This is a genomic window from Acinetobacter sp. UBA6526 (assembly GCF_002434875.1).
GTDB lineage: Bacteria > Pseudomonadota > Gammaproteobacteria > Pseudomonadales > Moraxellaceae > Acinetobacter > Acinetobacter venetianus.
Genome location: NZ_DJLC01000156.1, coordinates 485 through 16,660, shown reverse-complemented (window position 1 = coordinate 16,660; position 16,176 = coordinate 485). Strand labels below are relative to the sequence as shown.

At 39.2% G+C, this 16,176-nt stretch carries 23 protein-coding genes; 11 read left to right on the top strand and 12 right to left on the bottom strand.

The genetic code is table 11. The features are described from left to right. A partial coding sequence (locus B4237_RS10830) for a protein-export chaperone SecB (protein WP_286943067.1) occupies positions 1 to 269 on the top strand: 269 nt, incomplete at its 5' end. A gap of 53 nt (positions 270 to 322) precedes the next feature. On the opposite strand, the gene B4237_RS10825 is transcribed toward B4237_RS10830, so the two are convergent. From B4237_RS10825 to coaBC, 6 genes are all read right to left on the bottom strand, one after another. Further along, positions 323 to 931, bottom strand: coding sequence for an alpha-ketoglutarate-dependent dioxygenase AlkB family protein (locus tag B4237_RS10825; protein ID WP_278596318.1), 609 nt, complete (start codon positions 929 to 931; stop codon positions 323 to 325). Beyond that, positions 918 to 1,163 carry an Ada metal-binding domain-containing protein gene (locus tag B4237_RS10820; protein ID WP_007479367.1) on the bottom strand — a complete coding sequence of 82 codons (246 nt, stop codon included), beginning with the start codon at positions 1,161 to 1,163 and terminating at the stop codon, positions 918 to 920. The genes B4237_RS10825 and B4237_RS10820 overlap by 14 nt, the downstream gene beginning before the upstream one ends. 4 nt (positions 1,164 to 1,167) lie before the next feature. Continuing rightward, positions 1,168 to 1,905 (bottom strand): 2OG-Fe(II) oxygenase, encoded by a 738-nt coding sequence (locus B4237_RS10815; protein WP_278596319.1) that lies wholly within the window; start codon positions 1,903 to 1,905, stop codon positions 1,168 to 1,170. After that, the gene (locus B4237_RS10810) at positions 1,892 to 2,734 is read right to left on the bottom strand and encodes a methylated-DNA--[protein]-cysteine S-methyltransferase (RefSeq protein ID WP_278596320.1); all 843 of its coding nucleotides are present in this window, start codon (positions 2,732 to 2,734) and stop codon (positions 1,892 to 1,894) included. Before B4237_RS10810 ends, B4237_RS10815 begins: the two co-directional genes overlap by 14 nt. A 167-nt stretch (positions 2,735 to 2,901) precedes the next feature. Further along, positions 2,902 to 3,279: a cytochrome b562 gene (locus tag B4237_RS10805; protein WP_061396862.1), complete on the bottom strand. Its 378-nt coding sequence runs from the start codon at positions 3,277 to 3,279 to the stop codon at positions 2,902 to 2,904. Positions 3,280 to 3,427: 148 nt separating this feature from the next. After that, entirely contained in the window at positions 3,428 to 4,681 is a 1,254-nt protein-coding gene (coaBC, locus tag B4237_RS10800) for a bifunctional phosphopantothenoylcysteine decarboxylase/phosphopantothenate--cysteine ligase CoaBC (protein ID WP_061518843.1), read from the bottom strand. 110 nt (positions 4,682 to 4,791) lie between these two features. On the opposite strand from coaBC, the gene radC reads away from it, so the two are divergent. Both radC and B4237_RS10790 read left to right on the top strand, forming a co-directional pair. After that, entirely contained in the window at positions 4,792 to 5,532 is a 741-nt protein-coding gene (gene radC, locus B4237_RS10795; protein WP_278596321.1) for a RadC family protein, read from the top strand. 38 nt (positions 5,533 to 5,570) lie between these two features. Continuing rightward, entirely contained in the window at positions 5,571 to 6,482 is a 912-nt protein-coding gene (locus tag B4237_RS10790; protein ID WP_004881618.1) for a bestrophin family protein, read from the top strand. A gap of 56 nt (positions 6,483 to 6,538) precedes the next feature. Here the strand turns inward: B4237_RS10790 and B4237_RS10785 are convergent, their stop codons facing one another. Further along, positions 6,539 to 7,585 (bottom strand): aldo/keto reductase, encoded by a 1,047-nt coding sequence (locus tag B4237_RS10785; RefSeq protein ID WP_278596322.1) that lies wholly within the window; start codon positions 7,583 to 7,585, stop codon positions 6,539 to 6,541. Between the two features lie 102 nt (positions 7,586 to 7,687). On the opposite strand from B4237_RS10785, the gene B4237_RS10780 reads away from it, so the two are divergent. Next, positions 7,688 to 8,599, top strand: a complete 912-nt coding sequence (locus B4237_RS10780; protein ID WP_278596323.1) for a LysR family transcriptional regulator — start codon at positions 7,688 to 7,690, stop codon at positions 8,597 to 8,599. Between the two features lie 9 nt (positions 8,600 to 8,608). Here B4237_RS10780 and B4237_RS10775 read toward each other — a convergent pair whose 3' ends face one another. Beyond that, positions 8,609 to 9,472 (bottom strand): PHP domain-containing protein, encoded by an 864-nt coding sequence (locus tag B4237_RS10775; RefSeq protein WP_278596324.1) that lies wholly within the window; start codon positions 9,470 to 9,472, stop codon positions 8,609 to 8,611. A gap of 45 nt (positions 9,473 to 9,517) precedes the next feature. Between B4237_RS10775 and B4237_RS10770 the strand changes: the two genes are divergently transcribed. From B4237_RS10770 to mnmC, 4 genes are read left to right on the top strand one after another with little or no spacing between them, the layout of a single operon-like run. Next, on the top strand, positions 9,518 to 10,129 hold the full coding sequence (locus B4237_RS10770; protein ID WP_278596325.1) for a septation protein IspZ: 612 nt from the start codon (positions 9,518 to 9,520) through the stop codon (positions 10,127 to 10,129). A gap of 24 nt (positions 10,130 to 10,153) precedes the next feature. Further along, complete coding sequence (locus B4237_RS10765) at positions 10,154 to 10,456, top strand: YciI family protein (protein ID WP_007479355.1); 303 nt, start codon at positions 10,154 to 10,156, stop codon at positions 10,454 to 10,456. Between the two features lie 3 nt (positions 10,457 to 10,459). After that, positions 10,460 to 10,921, top strand: coding sequence for a hypothetical protein (locus B4237_RS10760; RefSeq protein ID WP_278596326.1), 462 nt, complete (start codon positions 10,460 to 10,462; stop codon positions 10,919 to 10,921). A gap of 18 nt (positions 10,922 to 10,939) precedes the next feature. Further along, positions 10,940 to 12,841, top strand: coding sequence for an FAD-dependent 5-carboxymethylaminomethyl-2-thiouridine(34) oxidoreductase MnmC (mnmC, locus tag B4237_RS10755; RefSeq protein WP_278596327.1), 1,902 nt, complete (start codon positions 10,940 to 10,942; stop codon positions 12,839 to 12,841). 78 nt (positions 12,842 to 12,919) lie between these two features. Here mnmC and B4237_RS10750 read toward each other — a convergent pair whose 3' ends face one another. Continuing rightward, positions 12,920 to 13,234 carry a rhodanese-like domain-containing protein gene (locus tag B4237_RS10750; protein WP_007479352.1) on the bottom strand — a complete coding sequence of 105 codons (315 nt, stop codon included), beginning with the start codon at positions 13,232 to 13,234 and terminating at the stop codon, positions 12,920 to 12,922. Positions 13,235 to 13,324: 90 nt separating this feature from the next. Between B4237_RS10750 and B4237_RS10745 the strand changes: the two genes are divergently transcribed. From B4237_RS10745 to B4237_RS10735, 3 genes are all read left to right on the top strand, one after another. Continuing rightward, positions 13,325 to 13,813 carry a YajQ family cyclic di-GMP-binding protein gene (locus tag B4237_RS10745; RefSeq protein WP_004881601.1) on the top strand — a complete coding sequence of 163 codons (489 nt, stop codon included), beginning with the start codon at positions 13,325 to 13,327 and terminating at the stop codon, positions 13,811 to 13,813. A gap of 14 nt (positions 13,814 to 13,827) precedes the next feature. Next, positions 13,828 to 14,325: a DUF4442 domain-containing protein gene (locus B4237_RS10740; RefSeq protein ID WP_004881600.1), complete on the top strand. Its 498-nt coding sequence runs from the start codon at positions 13,828 to 13,830 to the stop codon at positions 14,323 to 14,325. Between the two features lie 71 nt (positions 14,326 to 14,396). Continuing rightward, positions 14,397 to 14,894, top strand: coding sequence for a nuclear transport factor 2 family protein (locus B4237_RS10735; protein WP_136459402.1), 498 nt, complete (start codon positions 14,397 to 14,399; stop codon positions 14,892 to 14,894). A 52-nt stretch (positions 14,895 to 14,946) separates the two neighbouring features. Here B4237_RS10735 and B4237_RS10730 read toward each other — a convergent pair whose 3' ends face one another. From B4237_RS10730 to B4237_RS10720, 3 genes are all read right to left on the bottom strand, one after another. After that, positions 14,947 to 15,426 carry a GAF domain-containing protein gene (locus B4237_RS10730; protein ID WP_007479349.1) on the bottom strand — a complete coding sequence of 160 codons (480 nt, stop codon included), beginning with the start codon at positions 15,424 to 15,426 and terminating at the stop codon, positions 14,947 to 14,949. Positions 15,427 to 15,505: 79 nt separating this feature from the next. Next, entirely contained in the window at positions 15,506 to 15,925 is a 420-nt protein-coding gene (locus tag B4237_RS10725; RefSeq protein ID WP_061515968.1) for an acyl-CoA thioesterase, read from the bottom strand. Between the two features lies 1 nt (position 15,926). Continuing rightward, positions 15,927 to 16,176: thioredoxin family protein (locus B4237_RS10720; RefSeq protein WP_286943057.1), on the bottom strand; the 250-nt coding region annotated here is incomplete at its 5' end.

Here is a 16,176-nt window from a genome sequence, read left to right as displayed (position 1 = left end):
CAAATAACGAAAATGAAACTGCGTTCATCGTTGATGTAACTCAATCAGGTATCTTCTTGGTTGATGGCTTTGAAGAAGACCGTCTTCCGTACATCTTAGGTGCTTACTGCCCAAATATCTTGTTCCCATTCTTACGTGAAGCGGTGAACGATTTAGTGACTAAGGGTAGCTTCCCTCAATTATTGCTTACACCAATTAACTTTGATGCTGAATTTGAAGCAAATATGCAACGCTTACAAGCGGATGCTGATGCGCAAGGTCAAGCATAATCGTTATTGCGATAGCAACAAAAAAGGACTGAATATCAGTCCTTTTTTTTATGTCATTCAACAATCGTTCTAAACGTTAAGTTAATGCGTGCAGTGCTGACTTTCTTGGTAGGTGGCAAGCGATGTAACCAATAACTTTGAGTTGTATCCTTCATCACTAGTAGGCTGCCGTGTTCCAAATACAGTTCAACTTTTTCTTTGGTTTGCTTATGTTTAAATGCAAATTTTCGTTCTGCCCCAAAGCTTAGCGAAGCGATTGCGCCATTTTTCTTAAGATCAATTTCCCCATCACTATGCCAAGCCATCCCCTCCTCACCTGTATGGTAAAGGTTGAGAAGACATGAATTAAATGTTTCACCTGACAATTGTTCAACTAAAGCTTTAAGTTCTATTAATTCGTCCGTCCAAGCTAAAGCATATTTATTTACATTCGAATAGGTATATTCATAGCCACGATCACCGTACCACGCGACCTTTCGTTTCGTGATGATTTGACGACCAAAAATGACTGCTTGATCATTTTCCCATTCAATACTGCGTAACAACACATCAAAGTAATGATCAGCTTGCTGGGATGATACGACTTTGCCGTAGTAATTTACTGTACCGTCATAAGGTAAATGGTTTTGCTTTGGGTCAGCTTCAATATCAAATAATTGCATTTTTCCATTTCTTATATGCTGTTTTCATACAATGTCCACAAGGTCGATAACCTTGCATTAAAGCTTCACTTTCATCTGTAAAAAAGACACGATTCGTTTTCATCATGCGCTTACCCGAATGACATGTCAAAGTGCCATAGATTTTCAATTGACGATTTCCAGCAAAACGAATTTCACCGCGTTTTAGTTTCTGTCGTAAATCGCTCTGCTCTAAATCAATATGCTGCCACATCACACTAACTCACAGCATCATGAAAAATAATCCCCAAACTATAACGCTCGCCTTGCAAAACAGTGCTGACACCATGCTTCATATTCACACGATGATAGCCTCGAACTCCTTGTTCAGGTTTAAACTGGGTGGTGAAAATCAAAATATCACCTTGATTGGGTTGTAATACCATTGCTTTAGACTGAGCACGAGGATTTTGCTGCGTTATAACAAACTCACCACCAATGAAATCCTCATTTTGCTGATTTAAAACAATCACCAATTGCAGTGGGAAATACACATCACCATAAATATCTTGATGTAAGGTATTAAAACCCTCTTGCTGATATTTCAATATCAGTGCCGTTGCTTTGGTTTGTTGATGTTGCTGACATTGTTTCAACAATTCTTCATGTGCTTTTGGAAATGGATCACCTAAACCGAGGACATCAAACCACGCATTTGCGACAGGAACTAAAAAAGAATAAATTTCACGTCGCATCTGTTGGATTAAATCTGGCAAAGGATAATTAAAATATTTATATTCACCTAAGCCAAATCGATAACGCTGCATATTGACTGTTTTACGATATAACGATTCATCTACATACGCATTTCGAAGTGTTTGGCATTGTTGTGCTGAAAGTACATTTTGAATCGTTGCAAAACCCTGCTGATGTAGTTGATCACTGATCTGACTCCAATCAGCAGTCCTAATTTTTTCAATCACACTTTCGATCTGAGCAGATTCAAATTGTGGCATGTGCCTGAACCCCTTCCCAACCGATTAATGCGGTCTTACGTGTTGTTCCCCATTCATATCCTCCAAATACACCCGTAGACTGAATCACACGATGACAGGGAATCAAAAATGCCACAGGATTACGTCCAATTGCCGTGCCTACTGCACGCGCTGCTTTTGGATGATCAATTGCATGTGCTAACTCACCATAGGTCGAAAGCTGCCCCATAGGAATTTTGAGTAAGCTCTGCCAGACCTTGAGCTGAAATGGCGTACCTTTTAAATGCAGTTTAATTTCAGCAAATTGATCTCGATCTTTTTGAAACAGCGCAAGCGCATTTTGCTGAAAATAATCAGTTTGCTCAGTAAATGCCGCTTGAGGGAATTGAGCTTTTAAATGTGCCAATGCTTCACTTGCTTGATCTACAAATGTCAGTGCACAAATCCCTTTATCCGTAGAGGCAATCAGAACCTGACCAAACAAAGTTTCTGCAAAATGATAATGAATAGTTAAGTTTTGCCCGCCATTTTTATATTCAGCAGGCGTCATACCTTCAATTTGAATAAATAAATCATGTAATCGACTGGTGCTTGAAAGCCCTGTCTCAAATGTTGCATCCAAGATACTAGTTGTATCCTGTTTTAAAATCTTCTTGGCATATTCAATACTGATATATTGCAAAAACTTTTTCGGACTCGTGCCGACCCATTCAGTAAATAGCCTTTGAAAATGTGCTGGACTCAGATGCACATAGGCTGCCACATCGTCTAACTGCGGTTGCTGTTGAAAATTCTGTTGAATATAGTCAATTGCTTGAGCAATACGCTCGTAGTGTTGTTGCGAGGACATTTCACCACCTCTCATCATTTCTTATTTTACTGTATCAACTTTAGAATTCAGTGAAAATCCGAATCATGCTGAGTCTACATTTTGATTTTCGCGGTATTAAAGCAATAAAAAAAAGCTGCACTCCTTTGAGTACAGCTTCATGATTGAGAGCATCGACTCTCCATCAATTAATGCATGTAATGTTTATGTCCTTGATCACGTAGTTCAGCAATTTTTTTGGCTTGTTTTTTCGCTTCATCTAACTTGCCAGCTTGAACAAGTACTTTCGCTTTATCAATCTCCACAATAATTTGTTCAAACAAAGCAGGTGAGCTAGTGACTTTATCTGTGGTATTTGGAGCCAACTTATATTGTTTTGAATGAGCCGCTGCGCTACGCATATTATTTAATGCAGCTGTCGCAGCTTGCGGATTAGTCGCTTGGTTAAACGCCTTATAATTTTTACCTAAAGTTTTCATATCATCTTCTAAACCAGCAGCCATAACAGTGCTACTAAATGCAAAACATGACAACATAACGGCGGTGGCTAAAGTTTTTTTCATCATTAGGATATCCCTATCAAAACTGTGGCTATGATTGATTGAACATCATGATTTGAACTCAAATGGACGTTCAAATTTTAAATGCTCTATGCGTTGAGCATACATAAAAAATGCAACGATTTCGTTGCATTTTGATAAAAGAACGATTTAATTATTTTTGCAGCAAAGCATCATGAATTGCTTCAACCAATTGCTGTGAAATCTCTTGTTTCGATGCTTTTTCTAACTCACGCTTTTCCATATGGTAAGACTGCGCAAAAAATACAGTCATCGCATTTTCATCAGATGCAAAACCGATATCTGGGCGAGACACGTCATTGCAAGCAATCATATCGAGTTTCTTGGCAACCAGTTTTCCAGCAGCATATTGCTCAACATTTTGTGTTTCAGCAGCAAAACCCACCATGAATGGACGTTCTTGCTGTTGCGCAATCGTTGCGACAATATCTGGATTCTTCACCAATGAAACTGCAAGCTCATCACCTGCTTTTTTGATTTTATGCTCAGCTACTTCGGCAACACGATAATCTGCTACAGCAGCCGTCGCAATGAAGATGTCACAACCTTGTTTGAGTTGATCCATACTCACATCAAGCATTTGCATTGCAGACTTCACATTGATTCGATCTACACCATTTGGAGTATCCAAACTCACAGGCCCAGCAACTAAAGTGACTTTTGCACCCGCGGCATAACATGCTGCTGCCAAAGAAAAACCCATTTTCCCTGTACTGTGATTAGAAATATATCGAACAGGGTCAATTGCTTCACGCGTTGGACCAGCCGTAATGGTCACACGTTTACCCGCTAACAAACCAAATTTCTCTGCAATCGCACGTTGTGCTTTGTGGAAATAAGCAGCCACTTGACGCGCAATATCTTCAGGTTCAGGCATACGGCCTAAACCCACATCACCACAGGCTTGCTCACCTGCATCAGGCATGATGACATGCACACCATCCTCAACAAGTGTTTGTAAATTACGTTGTGTTGCTTTAGCTGCCCACATTTGCTGATTCATGGCAGGTGCAACCCACACAGGCGCTTTGGTTGCAAGATACAAGGTGCTTAATAAATCATCCGCCAAACCATTGGCAAATTTTGCAATCGTGTCACAGCTTGCAGGCGCAACTAAAATCAAATCAGCCCAACGCGCCAATTCAATATGCCCCATTCCCGCTTCAGCTTCAGGATCTAGCAATTCTGTATGTACAGGATTTCCAGAAAGTGCTTGGAAAGTTAAAGGCGTAATAAAAGCTTGTGCGCCATGTGTCATGACCACGCGGACATCAAAACCATAATCTTTTAGACGACGAACTAAAATGGCACTTTTATAGGCAGCAATACCACCTGTAACCGCTAATATAATGTTTTTATGGGGAATAACACTTAGATCAAAGCTCACAAACAGTTTACCTTTCTGTTGCAGTGGCGCTCACAATATCATTAAATACCCGCATACCCAAGCAGTGTGCTTGGAAAAATCATCACCATAAAAAAATTATGTGAATAAAAATGAATCAACAGATAAAACAATCCATCAAAGCATGGCCAGAACAAGAACGACCAAGAGAACGTTTACTGCTTCAAGGGGCACAGAGTTTGTCGGATGCAGAATTACTTGCGATCTTTCTTCGCTCAGGCTCCAAGCAACACTCTGCTGTCGAACTAGCGCGAATCCTTATTCAACATTTTGGTGGTCTCAACCCCATCTTTGATGCATCACTTGAAGAGTTATCACAATTTAATGGTATTGCTTCAACCAAGTATTCTCAACTCATGGCCGTCAAAGAACTTGGACGGCGATATCTCAACAATTATTTTCATCAACAACGCTTATGCCTGAATACATCAACTTTGGTGCTGGATTATTTACGTTATGAGTTGCAAGGTGAAAAGCAAGAGGTCTTCGCAGTCTTATGTCTCGATGCAGAACTCCGAAAACTACATTTTAAAAAACTATTTTTTGGATCACAGCACAGTTGCAGTGTTTCAATTAATCAAACCCTCCGTTATGTATTGCAACAACAAGCAAGTCAAATGGTGATTGCCCACAATCACCCCTATGGAATTGCACAACCATCACCTGAAGATATTTATCTGACCCAACAACTTAAACAAGCCTGCAAGTTGCTCGAAATACACCTGATTGATCACTTTATTATTTCACCCGATTCGCATTTTTCTTTTTCTGAACAACAACTGCTCACACCTATGAAAATCAAGCAATCTGGTCTTGACAAAGCTCAAATCTGACCTGAACATCAACACATAAAATTAATGATTCAAAAAACATGATTGTCCGTGACCAGCCAAGTATTTTTAAAGTTCTATTTTCATGGCGCGGGACGATTTTACCCAAAATTTTGCCGTCTTTAGGCTTTGTAATGTTGATCTCTGCCATCATTGGTGGCGTTGAATATATCAATCTATTTCGCTTTCCAGAAATACCATTGGTTGGCTTTACTTTAATTGGTGTAGTCCTTTCAATTTTCCTTGGCTTTAAAAATACAGCCTGCTATGAACGCTGGTGGGAAGCACGAAAATTGTGGGGAATTTTGATCGCGACAGCACGTCATTTTGATCGAGACTGCCGTATTCTCTCGCAAGGTCGACGTGAGCGTATTATTCAACATGTCATTGTTTTTGCAAATGTGTTGCGAGATCGTTTACGCCATCAAACTGTGAATCCAACCGAACTCACTGAAACCAGTGGATTAAGCCAACAAGCACTGACTCAGCTTTATCAGCAACATAATGCGCCTCAATATACGTTGAGCTTAATTCAATGGGAGTTGTTACAAGCACTTAAAGAAGGTGAAATCACAGACATCATTTATACGCAAATGAACCAGCACGTTGCGGCATTAAGTGAGATGCAAACAGGCTGTGATCGTATCGCCAATACACCTATTCCTTTTGCATATTCGGTTTTGCTGAATCGCACCGTTTACTTCTTTTGTGTGATGTTACCGTTCAGTTTGGGGTCTCTACTCGGTTTAGTGACACCTCTCTTAGTTGGTATTTTAGCTTATACATTCTTAGGCTTAGATGCGCTCAGCACTGAAATTGAAGAACCTTTTGGGACGCAGAGTAATGACTTACCTTTAGACGCAATGGTTCGTTCAATTGAAATTGAATTATTGGGTACATTAGGTCGCCCGACACCACCACCAATTCAAGCACAAGATCATAATTTGTTGTAATGAACTGCTCCTCATTTATTTAAAATTAAATGAGGAGCAGTTTAGGGTCTGTTGACTTAAATATATTGTGAATCCACTAAAGATTTAAACCGTTCAGTGAATTGTCCATTCCAGTAAGGGTAATAAGGATAAGGTGGATAAACTTCACTGAATTGATCTAATCGTTGAATCTGATCAACAGATAATTGAATCTCTTTCGCCTTTAAATTATCAAGCAATTGAGCCTCATTTCTCGCCCCAATCAATACACTTGAAACTGTAGGACGTTGTAACAACCAGTTTAATGCGATTTGTGGAATCGAATATCCAGTCTCTTCCGCAATTGCTTTTAAAACATCAATGACACGATATAAATGTTCCTCATTTACAGGAGGTGCAAACTGAGCGGTATCATGTAAACGGCTCTCACAAGGAATAGGATTCTCTCGATCAAATTTACCTGTTAAACGTCCCCATCCTAATGGACTCCAAACTACAGCACTGATCTGCTGATCATCATTTAGTGGCATCAACTCCCACTCATAATCACGACCAATTAATGAATAGTAAACCTGATTGACCACAAACTTCTCATAGCCGTATTGATCCGCAATTGCTTGGGCTTTCATTAATTGCCAACCAGAAAAATTTGAAACCCCGATATATCGAACTTTGCCACTTCGAACTAATTCATCAAGTGTTTTCATTAGTTGGTGTAAAGAAGTAAAACTATCAAACTGATGTAGTTGTAAAACATCAATATAGTCTGTTCCTAAACGATTCAATGATTGTTCAACGGCGTATTTTAAATAATTACGACTGAACCCCACATCATTCAGATGATCTGAGCTACGAATGCCGACCTTAGTTGAAATGATATTTTTGTGGCGCTCTTTCGCCAACGCCTTTCCAAGCATTCGTTCAGATTCGCCATCAGAATAAACATCGGCTGTATCAAAATAATTAATCCCCGCATCTAAGCACAATTGAATCATTTGATTTGCTTCAGCCTGATTTGCTTGTCCCCATGCTGAGAAAATTTGTCCTTTCCCACCTAATGTTCCTGCACCAAAACCAAGTTCAGAGACTTGTAAACCTGAATTTCCCAATAAGTGATATTTCATTTTGAACCTCTACAACCATCATTGATCTAGATACAAAATATCCTTATCGATTTACATTAAAAACCACGATAATCGAAAAATACTTTTCCGATTTTATTGATAATGAATACAGAAGATTTTCAATTTTTTGTTCGCGTCGCTGATCTCGGCTCTATAAGTAAAGCCGCTAAAGAGGCCAATATTTCTGTATCAGTAGCAAGCCAGCGTATTCAACGTCTCGAACAAAATCTTCAGCTCAGACTTTTTCATCGCACAACACGGAAATTAACCCTTACAGATGAGGGGGCGAAACTACTTGAACATGGAAAGGTTTGGATTCATGACTTTTTAAGCTTAAATGAATCACTGAAACTCAAAGATCAAGCGCTTTCAGGTACATTGAGAATATCGACTTCAGCTACATTTGGGGCAAAAGTCTTAACGGAAGTTATCGCAAAGTTTTCATTATTACATCCTGAATTAAAAATCTATGTAGATATGAATGATCAAAATATTGATTTAATTCAAAATGGTATGGATTTGGCGATTCGTATTGGCAAACTCAAAAGTTCTAGTTTAATTGCACGCTTACTAACACCTAACCAGCGCCTATTATGTGCCTCACCTACATATATTGAACATTACGGCGAGCCTCAAACATTATCTGAACTTCGTTCACATCGCTGCATCTTACAGCAGCACGAAAATGGCTTAACAGATCATTGGGATTTTGTTGATGCAAAGGGTGATCGTCAACAGATCACGGTACATGGCTATTTCACCTCAAATTCAGGTGAAGGTATCAGGCAAGCAGCTTTAAATGGTTTGGGAATTTCCAATCACTCGATTTGGCATGTAAAGGATGATTTAAAAACAGGAAAACTGGTACAAGTATTAAAGGAATATCAAGTTGAACCAACAGCAATTTACGTAGTATTACCCAATCGAGAATTTGTTCCACCTAAGGTTCAACAGCTTCTCAATTATTTAACCGACTATTTCCAAAATGATTACCTCAAACAAATCATTCAATAATGCAGAAAACTACCTAAAACGTTCCCAAATCCCTTTTTGCCCTTCTTTCACTCTTGGTGTTTGCCCCAATTTAATCCAAGGCATATTGTCACCATGAAAATCACTACCAATCGAAACGGCGAGATCAAATTGCTCTATCATACGGTCTACCATTTGTCGTGTTGACGCAGGCTCTATACTTGGAGGTAACTCCACGGCATCCCCACCTAATGATGCAAATAACTCAATCAAATAACGAATGTTGGTCGCAGATAAATCATAACGGGTTGGATGCGCTAACACTGCCAGCCCTTGACTTGCATGGATCACTTCAATGGTTTCTTTAAGCCCAATACCCTCAAACTTTACAAACGCCTTTTTGCCTTCTTTCAAGAAACGATCAAATGCCTGTTGTGGACGACTGACAATATTTTTTTCCACCAGTGTTTTTGCAATGTGAGTCCGCGTTACTCGATCAGCATGTCCATCTACTTTAGCCACCACATCTGGATAAATATCAAAACCTATACATTTTTCTAATAGTCCACAAATCACTTTTGCACGTTCTGCACGAATCTTTTTTTGATTTTCTAACATCGCTTTGATCGGTGTCTCATCTTGCATATTAAGTGCAACAATATGCACACCATAACTTTTTTTAGTATTTGAGCGTGACCACTGACTTGATATTTCTACACCCGAAACGATTTTGATATCAGGTGTTTGAACCTGTTCAAGCACATAACGCTGAGCGCGTTCTAAGCCATCCATAGTATCGTGATCAGTGATCGCCAAAAGATCAATTTTTAGATCAACAGCTGCCTGCACCAATTGTTCTGGTGAAAACGTCCCATCAGAAATGAGGGTATGTGTATGTAAATCGACACCGAACATGGTTTGTATTATGCTATCTGACCTATTTCATCTCCGTACTGTAACATGAAAGCGTTGCTCGACTACCTTCCGCTGATTATCTTCTTTTATTTTTATAAAACCACTGATCCTAAAGATAGTCATCATCCCCTATTAGAACTTGTCGGTAGTGCGGGAAATACGGATCAAAACCACATTCTAGTTGCAACCTGTGCATTGTTGATCTCAACTTTGGTGGTTTATGGCTGCCTATTCTTTTTCCAAAAGTTTAAATTGGAAAAAATGCAGTGGTTTATTGTGGTGATGTCGGTCGTTTTTGGTGGAATTACATTAGTTTTCAGCGATGTCACTTACATCAAAATGAAAGCAGTCATTATCAATGTCGGTATCGGAATAGGTTTCTTAGTTACTCCTTTATTTAATAAAGAGCGAATGCCAATCATCCAAAAGCTATTAGGTTCATTGCTGGAACTCAGCCCACAAGGTTGGATGCATTTAAACTGGGCATGGTGTGGACAGTTCTTTTTGTTAGCTACTTTACACTTCTTCTTTGGTTTCGTATTTATGCAGGGTAAATATTGGGGTGAATTCACCGCTTTCGGCGATATTATCGTTTCTATCAGTTACCTAGCTGTTATACTATTTTGCTTAAGAAAGCATTTTAAAACCACTGACTAGATCTTGAATCATTGAGCTACTGCTATGCCATATTTTGTGCTGACTTGTACTGATCATGAAGGTACTTTAGAGAAACGTTTAGCGACCCGTCCTCAACATGTAGACCGTCTGCAAAAATTAGATGATGAAGGTCGTTTAATTGCTGCTGGTGCACATCCTAAAGACCCAAATGACCCTCAGGCTGGCTTTCTCGGTAGTACAATTATTGTCGAATTCGATGATCGTGCAGCTCTCGATGCGTGGATTGAGGAAGAGCCATTTTTAAAAGAAGGAATTTACTCACATATTGAAGTAAAACCTTTTAACAAAGCTTTTCCAAAAGGTTGATCTATGCAAATCGCAGTTAAAAGCTTATTTGCTTTATGTTTACTCAGTTCTGCAACATGGGCTGTCGAACCAACAGCACCCGCCACAACACCAGTTGCATCAGTTAATACGACGCAACCCAAACCAAGTTCGACGACAGCTCCGATTATAAGCAACACCGTTGCTAAACCTTTAACAGCAGAGCAAATTGCTAAAGCGAAACAACAGCAAGAAACCAAAGTTAAAGCATTGATTCAAGATCAAAATAACCGTTTAAAGCAACTTGAACATGCCAATCTTGAAGCCCTCGCACAGAATCAAGAATTACAGTTAAAAAATGATAATTTAACGGTTCAAGTTCAAGTTCTACAAAGTGAACGCAGTGCGCAAATGTTCTTATATGGTGCGATGACCATTGCGGTAGGTGTGATTCTTGGTTTCTTTATTGCGAGTTATGTTTATACCAAACGCCGTCGCCAGTGGTAAAACTCAATATTTTCATCTATGTCACATTCATCAAAACTACAAACAGCTGAACTCGATTGGGAACTCGTCGATGGTATTGAAGTTCCCATTTCAAAACAATTTGGCGATGTTTATTTTTCCAAAGATAATGGTTTGCTTGAAACACGCCATGTCTTTCTAAATGGCAATGATCTCAGCGAACGTCTTTCCCAACTCAAAGATTTTGAATACTTTTGTGTAGGTGAAACAGGCTTTGGGACAGGCTTAAATATTCTAACCTTATGGCAGCTTTGGCAACAAATTCGCCCGAACAATCACAGCCATTTGCATACGATCAGCGTTGAAAAGTTTCCGCTGAGTAAAGCAGACCTTATCCGAGCACTGAATGTTTGGCCAGAACTTAAACCTTTGGCAGACAAACTCATACAACAATATCCTTTGCCGATTGCGGGTTGCCATCGTCTGAGCTTTCCTGAAGAGCGTTTTAGTATTGATTTATGGTTGGGTGATGCACAAGATATTTTTCCGAGTATTCCGAAAACACAAGCTGTAAATGCTTGGTTTCTCGATGGCTTCGCTCCTTCTTGCAATCCAGATATGTGGCAAGAAAATGTACTCAATCATATCGTCCGTTTATCTGATTATGGCACTACTTTTGCCTCTTTTAGTGTTGCAGGTGTGCTCAAGCGTGGACTGAAACAACATGGCGTTCAAATTAATCGCCCGCGTGGTTTTGGGCATAAACGAGAAATGCTGAAAGCTATTTGGTTAGCTCCAACTAAAACTGAAAATACTGATTCAAATGCAATTGTTAGCGATCAAATTTCGTTAGAGGAAATACCAAACAAAACCCAACGTAAAATCGCCATTATAGGCGCAGGAATCGCAGGTTTAACCACGGCATGGGCATTTGCTCAGCGTGGACATCAAGTGACTATCTACGAGCAAAATGAGCCGCTTTCAGGTGCATCAGGTAATCCGCTTGCGCTGCTCAACCCCAAACTATGTCCTATTGAACAAGCGCATGAACATCTTATGACGCTGAGTTGGCAACAAGCTTTGAAATTTTATTCAAGTTTTAAAGCGTTTCGCTCGATTCAAGTTCATCAACTCGCTTTAAAAAATGCTGATGAATTGCTTGATTTAGCGGAGCAATATCCAGAAGATGTATTATCAATACATACAGCGGATGAACTCACGCTGCAATCTAAGTTTCCAAGTTTAAACTTACACCATGCGGGCGCTGTTTCTCCACACCAGCTTCGAGATGAAATTTTAAAACATCCGAATATTCAGTTGGTGATTGCTCAAATTTCTGCTGTGAAAGAAATGAACTCACACACTGAGCTTTGGCAAGATCAAGTTCATCTTGCAACCACTGATCATACGATTGTCTGCTGTGCCAAGCAAAGTGCTGAGCTTTTCGAAGATTATCCAGTATTAAAACCCATTCGAGGACAAGTCAGTTGGGTTGAAAATGTAGAACAGCCTTTAACGTTAGATGAAGCCTATAGTTATGGCGGTTACTGTATGCAGCTCAATCCGTCTCAATTAATTTTAGGCGCATCATTTTATCCCAATCGAGATGATGCTGAAGTATTAGCAGAAGATCATGTGCATAACTACGAACTTATCCACAGTGTCTTTCCTGATTATGCAGAAAAACTTCCATTCATTGAAAAATGGCAAGGACGCGCTTCTGTTCGTGCGCAGAGCCTAGACTATTTTCCACTCGTTGGGAAAATGAAGAATCATGAACAGACTTATACTTTTGCAGGCTTAGGATCAAAAGGTTTTTTATTTGCACCATTATGCAGTGAAGTATTAGCAGCATTAGTGCTTGGTGAGCTTTGCCCAATACCACAAACATTGCTAAACAAGTTAAGTCCAGAGAGATTTCAGAAGAAAGTCAAAGCGAAGAAGCCGTATTATTCAGGCTAAATTATTCTTTTAATTTTTTACTATTTTCATACTTCTTGATTTGCCAAAATACAGATGTATTTTGGCAAATGCTAATGCTTAAGCGCCTTGCTCTAATGGCAAGCCAGCATCACGCGCAGCCCGTGTGCCTCCCATCAATACAACGTATTCACGAGAAGCATCAAAACCATCTAACAATTCCGCAGCACGTGGTGCTTTACTACCACCGCCACACAGAATATAAATCGGCTGATCCGCTGCAACTTGAGTCAAACTATCCGACGTAATCTCGGCAATTGGGCGATTCACCGCCCCTTTGACATGAGCCTCAGTGTAGGCTTTAGTATCGCGGACATCCCAAATGACTGCGCCTTCTGGGAACTCAAATGTTGTAATTTCTTGTTTACGGATCATTGCGCACTCCTTTGATGTAAACAACACTTGGCAAATGAAGAAAACCCCCTTAGCATCTCAAATATTCTTTCCCTTTGTAAAGGTCTAACCATGCCTTCTTTTGATATTGTTTCTGAATTAGAGTTATTTGAAGTCAATCATGCGGTACAAAACACGCAAAAAGAGATTGGCACACGCTTTGACTTCCGTGGACAAGACGTTTCGATCGAGTTAAATGAAAAAAATAAAGAAATCAAAATCTCAACTGAAAGTGACTTCCAATGTGAACAAGTCTATACCATGCTCGAAAATCATTTTTATAAGCGTAAAATTGATGTGCAAGCACTTGATCCACAAAAAGCGTCAGCTTCAGGCAAAAATGTTGTTCAAGTAATCAAACTTAAAGACGGTCTTGACTCAGATACTGCAAAAAAAATTAATAAAGCCATTAAAGAAAGTGGCATCAAAGCGCAATCTTCTATTCAAGGAGACAAAATCCGTGTCACAGATAAAAAGCGCGATACTTTACAGCAAGTCATGAACTTTTTACGTGAACAACAATTTGGTCTACCACTCCAATTCAATAATTTCAAAGACTAAGATTTAGGTTCGCTATGGCAAAAGATAACCGTCTTTACACGTTGGTTAAAACCACTTCTAAATTTCCAAAAGGCATTCGTAGCACACTTTGGAGCAAAGCTTTTGGACGTGTTGTTCCAATGGTTGGCACTGCAAATATTCGCTACTTAGAAGTGGATAAAGATCATGTCACTGTTCGTATTGAAAACCAACGCAATATGCAAAACCATATTAAAGGTGTTCATGCAGCGGCAATGGCTTTATTAGCTGAGACAGCAACAGGTTTTTTAACAGGTCTACATATTCCTGATGATCGTATCTTATTGATTAAATCATTACATGTAGACTACTTAAAAGTTGCACAAGGCGGTTTGACGGCTACAGCAACATTATCAGCAGATCAACAAAAGTTTATTGCTGATAATGAAAAAGGCGAGTTATTGATCCCAGTCACTGTCATTGATGATTCAGCGAATGAACCAATTCACTGTCAAATGCTTTGGGCTTGGTTACCTAAACGAAAAAAATCATAACTGATCTAAACTACAGTTAGGTCATTATTATGCTCAAGATACAGAATCATTTTGTATCTTGAGTTGATACCATGAAAAAAATACTTGCTGTTCCAACAATTCTAAGCATTCTTACGCTAACGGCTTGTACTAACATGCCTTTATCACATAATTCAAATCAACAAAGCTCTTCCACGCGATCCAATAGCAATCTTGCAGAACAGAATAAAAAAATTGTGATTGATTTTTACGAAGGTGTTTTCTTAAAACATCAAGTTAAAACATATGCTGATCGATATATCGGCGATCAATATATTCAACACAATCCCAATGTCCCTGATGGTAAAGCACCGTTTGTGAATTTTTTTACTCAAAAGTTTCAAAATAATCCTCAAGCAAAAAACACGATCAAACGAGCAATTGCTGAAGGAAATCTAGTGGCGCTACATGTTCATTCTACAGAAAATGAGCAAGATCGCGGTAGAGCAATTATTGACATTTTCAGAGTAGAAAATGGGAAAATTGTGGAACATTGGGATGTTATCCAAACGATTCCAGAAAAGAGTCAAAACGCCAATACGATGTTCTAACCAGTAGAGTTAAAAAAGCCCAAACTGAATTGGGCTTTTATGAAAGTCTTATTTACATAAAGTTTTCAATCATAGCAATCAATTGTTTGAGGTATTTAGCATCCACTTCATCAAACTGATTTAATTCACTACTATCAATATCAAGTACACCCAAGCACTCACCATTTTTCATGATCGGTAATACAATCTCTGAACGTGATGCTGAACTACATGCAATATGCCCAGGAAACTGATCTACATCAGGCACAATAATCACTTGCTGTTGCTGCCATGCACTACCACAAACACCACGCCCGATTGCTATACGGGTACAAGCAATCGGCCCTTGAAATGGGCCTAAGACCAACTCATTGTCTTTAACAAGATAAAAACCGATCCAAAACCAATCAAATTGCTGTTTTAAAGCAGCACAAATATTGGCTAAATTTGCGATTACATCAGTTTCATCTTCAATAATTGCCTGAATCTGAGGAATGATACTTTGATATTGCTCAGCTTTTTGACCTTGTTGCAAAATCAATTCTTCAGCCATTGAACCGTCTTCTCTAAAATATGATGGAAATATCAACGTAAATTCAACTAAGAACTCACGTCTTGATTAAGATCTAACTTCATGATTGAGATGCTAAAAAGGCCTGCCTAATTTCTTCACTAATTAAGCGTTTATTACCCTTTACATCAACAGCGACAAAGGTAAAAACACCCTCTGTGATACGAACTGGTTCTCGAGAGTCATCATGACTGATCCAAACTTCAATTTGAACCTGAACAGAAGTATTTCCTACTTTTAAAATTTTAGTATAAGAACTAATGACGTTGCCAACTTTTACAGGAACTAAAAAGCTCATCTGATTGATAGCAATCGTCGCACAACGACCTTTCGTTAAACGCTCAACGTGAATCGCACCTGCCAAATCCATCTGCGATACAATCCAACCACCAAATACATCACCACTCCAATTCGTATCAGCTGGCATCGCAATATTTTGAAGAGACAATGTCCCTTCTGGATGGTTCACACGTTCCGTCATTTTAATTTCCTTTGTGCTGTTGCAGCTGCTGATCTAACCATTGCTGTAATTCAGGTGCACGCAATGCACCACTTACTCGAGCCAATTCATTGGTTTTATTCATTAATACCAGAGTTGGAATACTGCGAACATAAAATGCAGCACTCAATCGAGGATTCGCCTCTGTATCAATTTTTGCAAAAATCACATATGGATTTTGTTTTGCCACTTGATGGAAATGGGGAGCCATCATTTTACAAGGACCACACCAT

What these genes read in the sequence shown, in the direction of transcription:
- B4237_RS10825 (WP_278596318.1), bottom strand. Translation starts at nt 931, where the DNA reads ATGCAATTATTTGATATTGAAGCTGACCCAAAGCAAAACCATTTACCT.
- B4237_RS10820 (WP_007479367.1), bottom strand. Translation starts at nt 1,163, where the DNA reads ATGTGGCAGCATATTGATTTAGAGCAGAGCGATTTACGACAGAAACTA.
- B4237_RS10815 (WP_278596319.1), bottom strand. Translation starts at nt 1,905, where the DNA reads ATGCCACAATTTGAATCTGCTCAGATCGAAAGTGTGATTGAAAAAATT.
- B4237_RS10810 (WP_278596320.1), bottom strand. Translation starts at nt 2,734, where the DNA reads ATGTCCTCGCAACAACACTACGAGCGTATTGCTCAAGCAATTGACTAT.
- B4237_RS10805 (WP_061396862.1), bottom strand. Translation starts at nt 3,279, where the DNA reads ATGATGAAAAAAACTTTAGCCACCGCCGTTATGTTGTCATGTTTTGCA.
- radC (WP_278596321.1), top strand. Translation starts at nt 4,792, where the DNA reads ATGAATCAACAGATAAAACAATCCATCAAAGCATGGCCAGAACAAGAA.
- B4237_RS10790 (WP_004881618.1), top strand. Translation starts at nt 5,571, where the DNA reads ATGATTGTCCGTGACCAGCCAAGTATTTTTAAAGTTCTATTTTCATGG.
- B4237_RS10785 (WP_278596322.1), bottom strand. Translation starts at nt 7,585, where the DNA reads ATGAAATATCACTTATTGGGAAATTCAGGTTTACAAGTCTCTGAACTT.
- B4237_RS10780 (WP_278596323.1), top strand. Translation starts at nt 7,688, where the DNA reads ATGAATACAGAAGATTTTCAATTTTTTGTTCGCGTCGCTGATCTCGGC.
- B4237_RS10775 (WP_278596324.1), bottom strand. Translation starts at nt 9,472, where the DNA reads ATGTTCGGTGTCGATTTACATACACATACCCTCATTTCTGATGGGACG.
- B4237_RS10770 (WP_278596325.1), top strand. Translation starts at nt 9,518, where the DNA reads ATGAAAGCGTTGCTCGACTACCTTCCGCTGATTATCTTCTTTTATTTT.
- B4237_RS10765 (WP_007479355.1), top strand. Translation starts at nt 10,154, where the DNA reads ATGCCATATTTTGTGCTGACTTGTACTGATCATGAAGGTACTTTAGAG.
- B4237_RS10760 (WP_278596326.1), top strand. Translation starts at nt 10,460, where the DNA reads ATGCAAATCGCAGTTAAAAGCTTATTTGCTTTATGTTTACTCAGTTCT.
- mnmC (WP_278596327.1), top strand. Translation starts at nt 10,940, where the DNA reads ATGTCACATTCATCAAAACTACAAACAGCTGAACTCGATTGGGAACTC.
- B4237_RS10750 (WP_007479352.1), bottom strand. Translation starts at nt 13,234, where the DNA reads ATGATCCGTAAACAAGAAATTACAACATTTGAGTTCCCAGAAGGCGCA.
- B4237_RS10745 (WP_004881601.1), top strand. Translation starts at nt 13,325, where the DNA reads ATGCCTTCTTTTGATATTGTTTCTGAATTAGAGTTATTTGAAGTCAAT.
- B4237_RS10740 (WP_004881600.1), top strand. Translation starts at nt 13,828, where the DNA reads ATGGCAAAAGATAACCGTCTTTACACGTTGGTTAAAACCACTTCTAAA.
- B4237_RS10735 (WP_136459402.1), top strand. Translation starts at nt 14,397, where the DNA reads ATGAAAAAAATACTTGCTGTTCCAACAATTCTAAGCATTCTTACGCTA.
- B4237_RS10730 (WP_007479349.1), bottom strand. Translation starts at nt 15,426, where the DNA reads ATGGCTGAAGAATTGATTTTGCAACAAGGTCAAAAAGCTGAGCAATAT.
- B4237_RS10725 (WP_061515968.1), bottom strand. Translation starts at nt 15,925, where the DNA reads ATGACGGAACGTGTGAACCATCCAGAAGGGACATTGTCTCTTCAAAAT.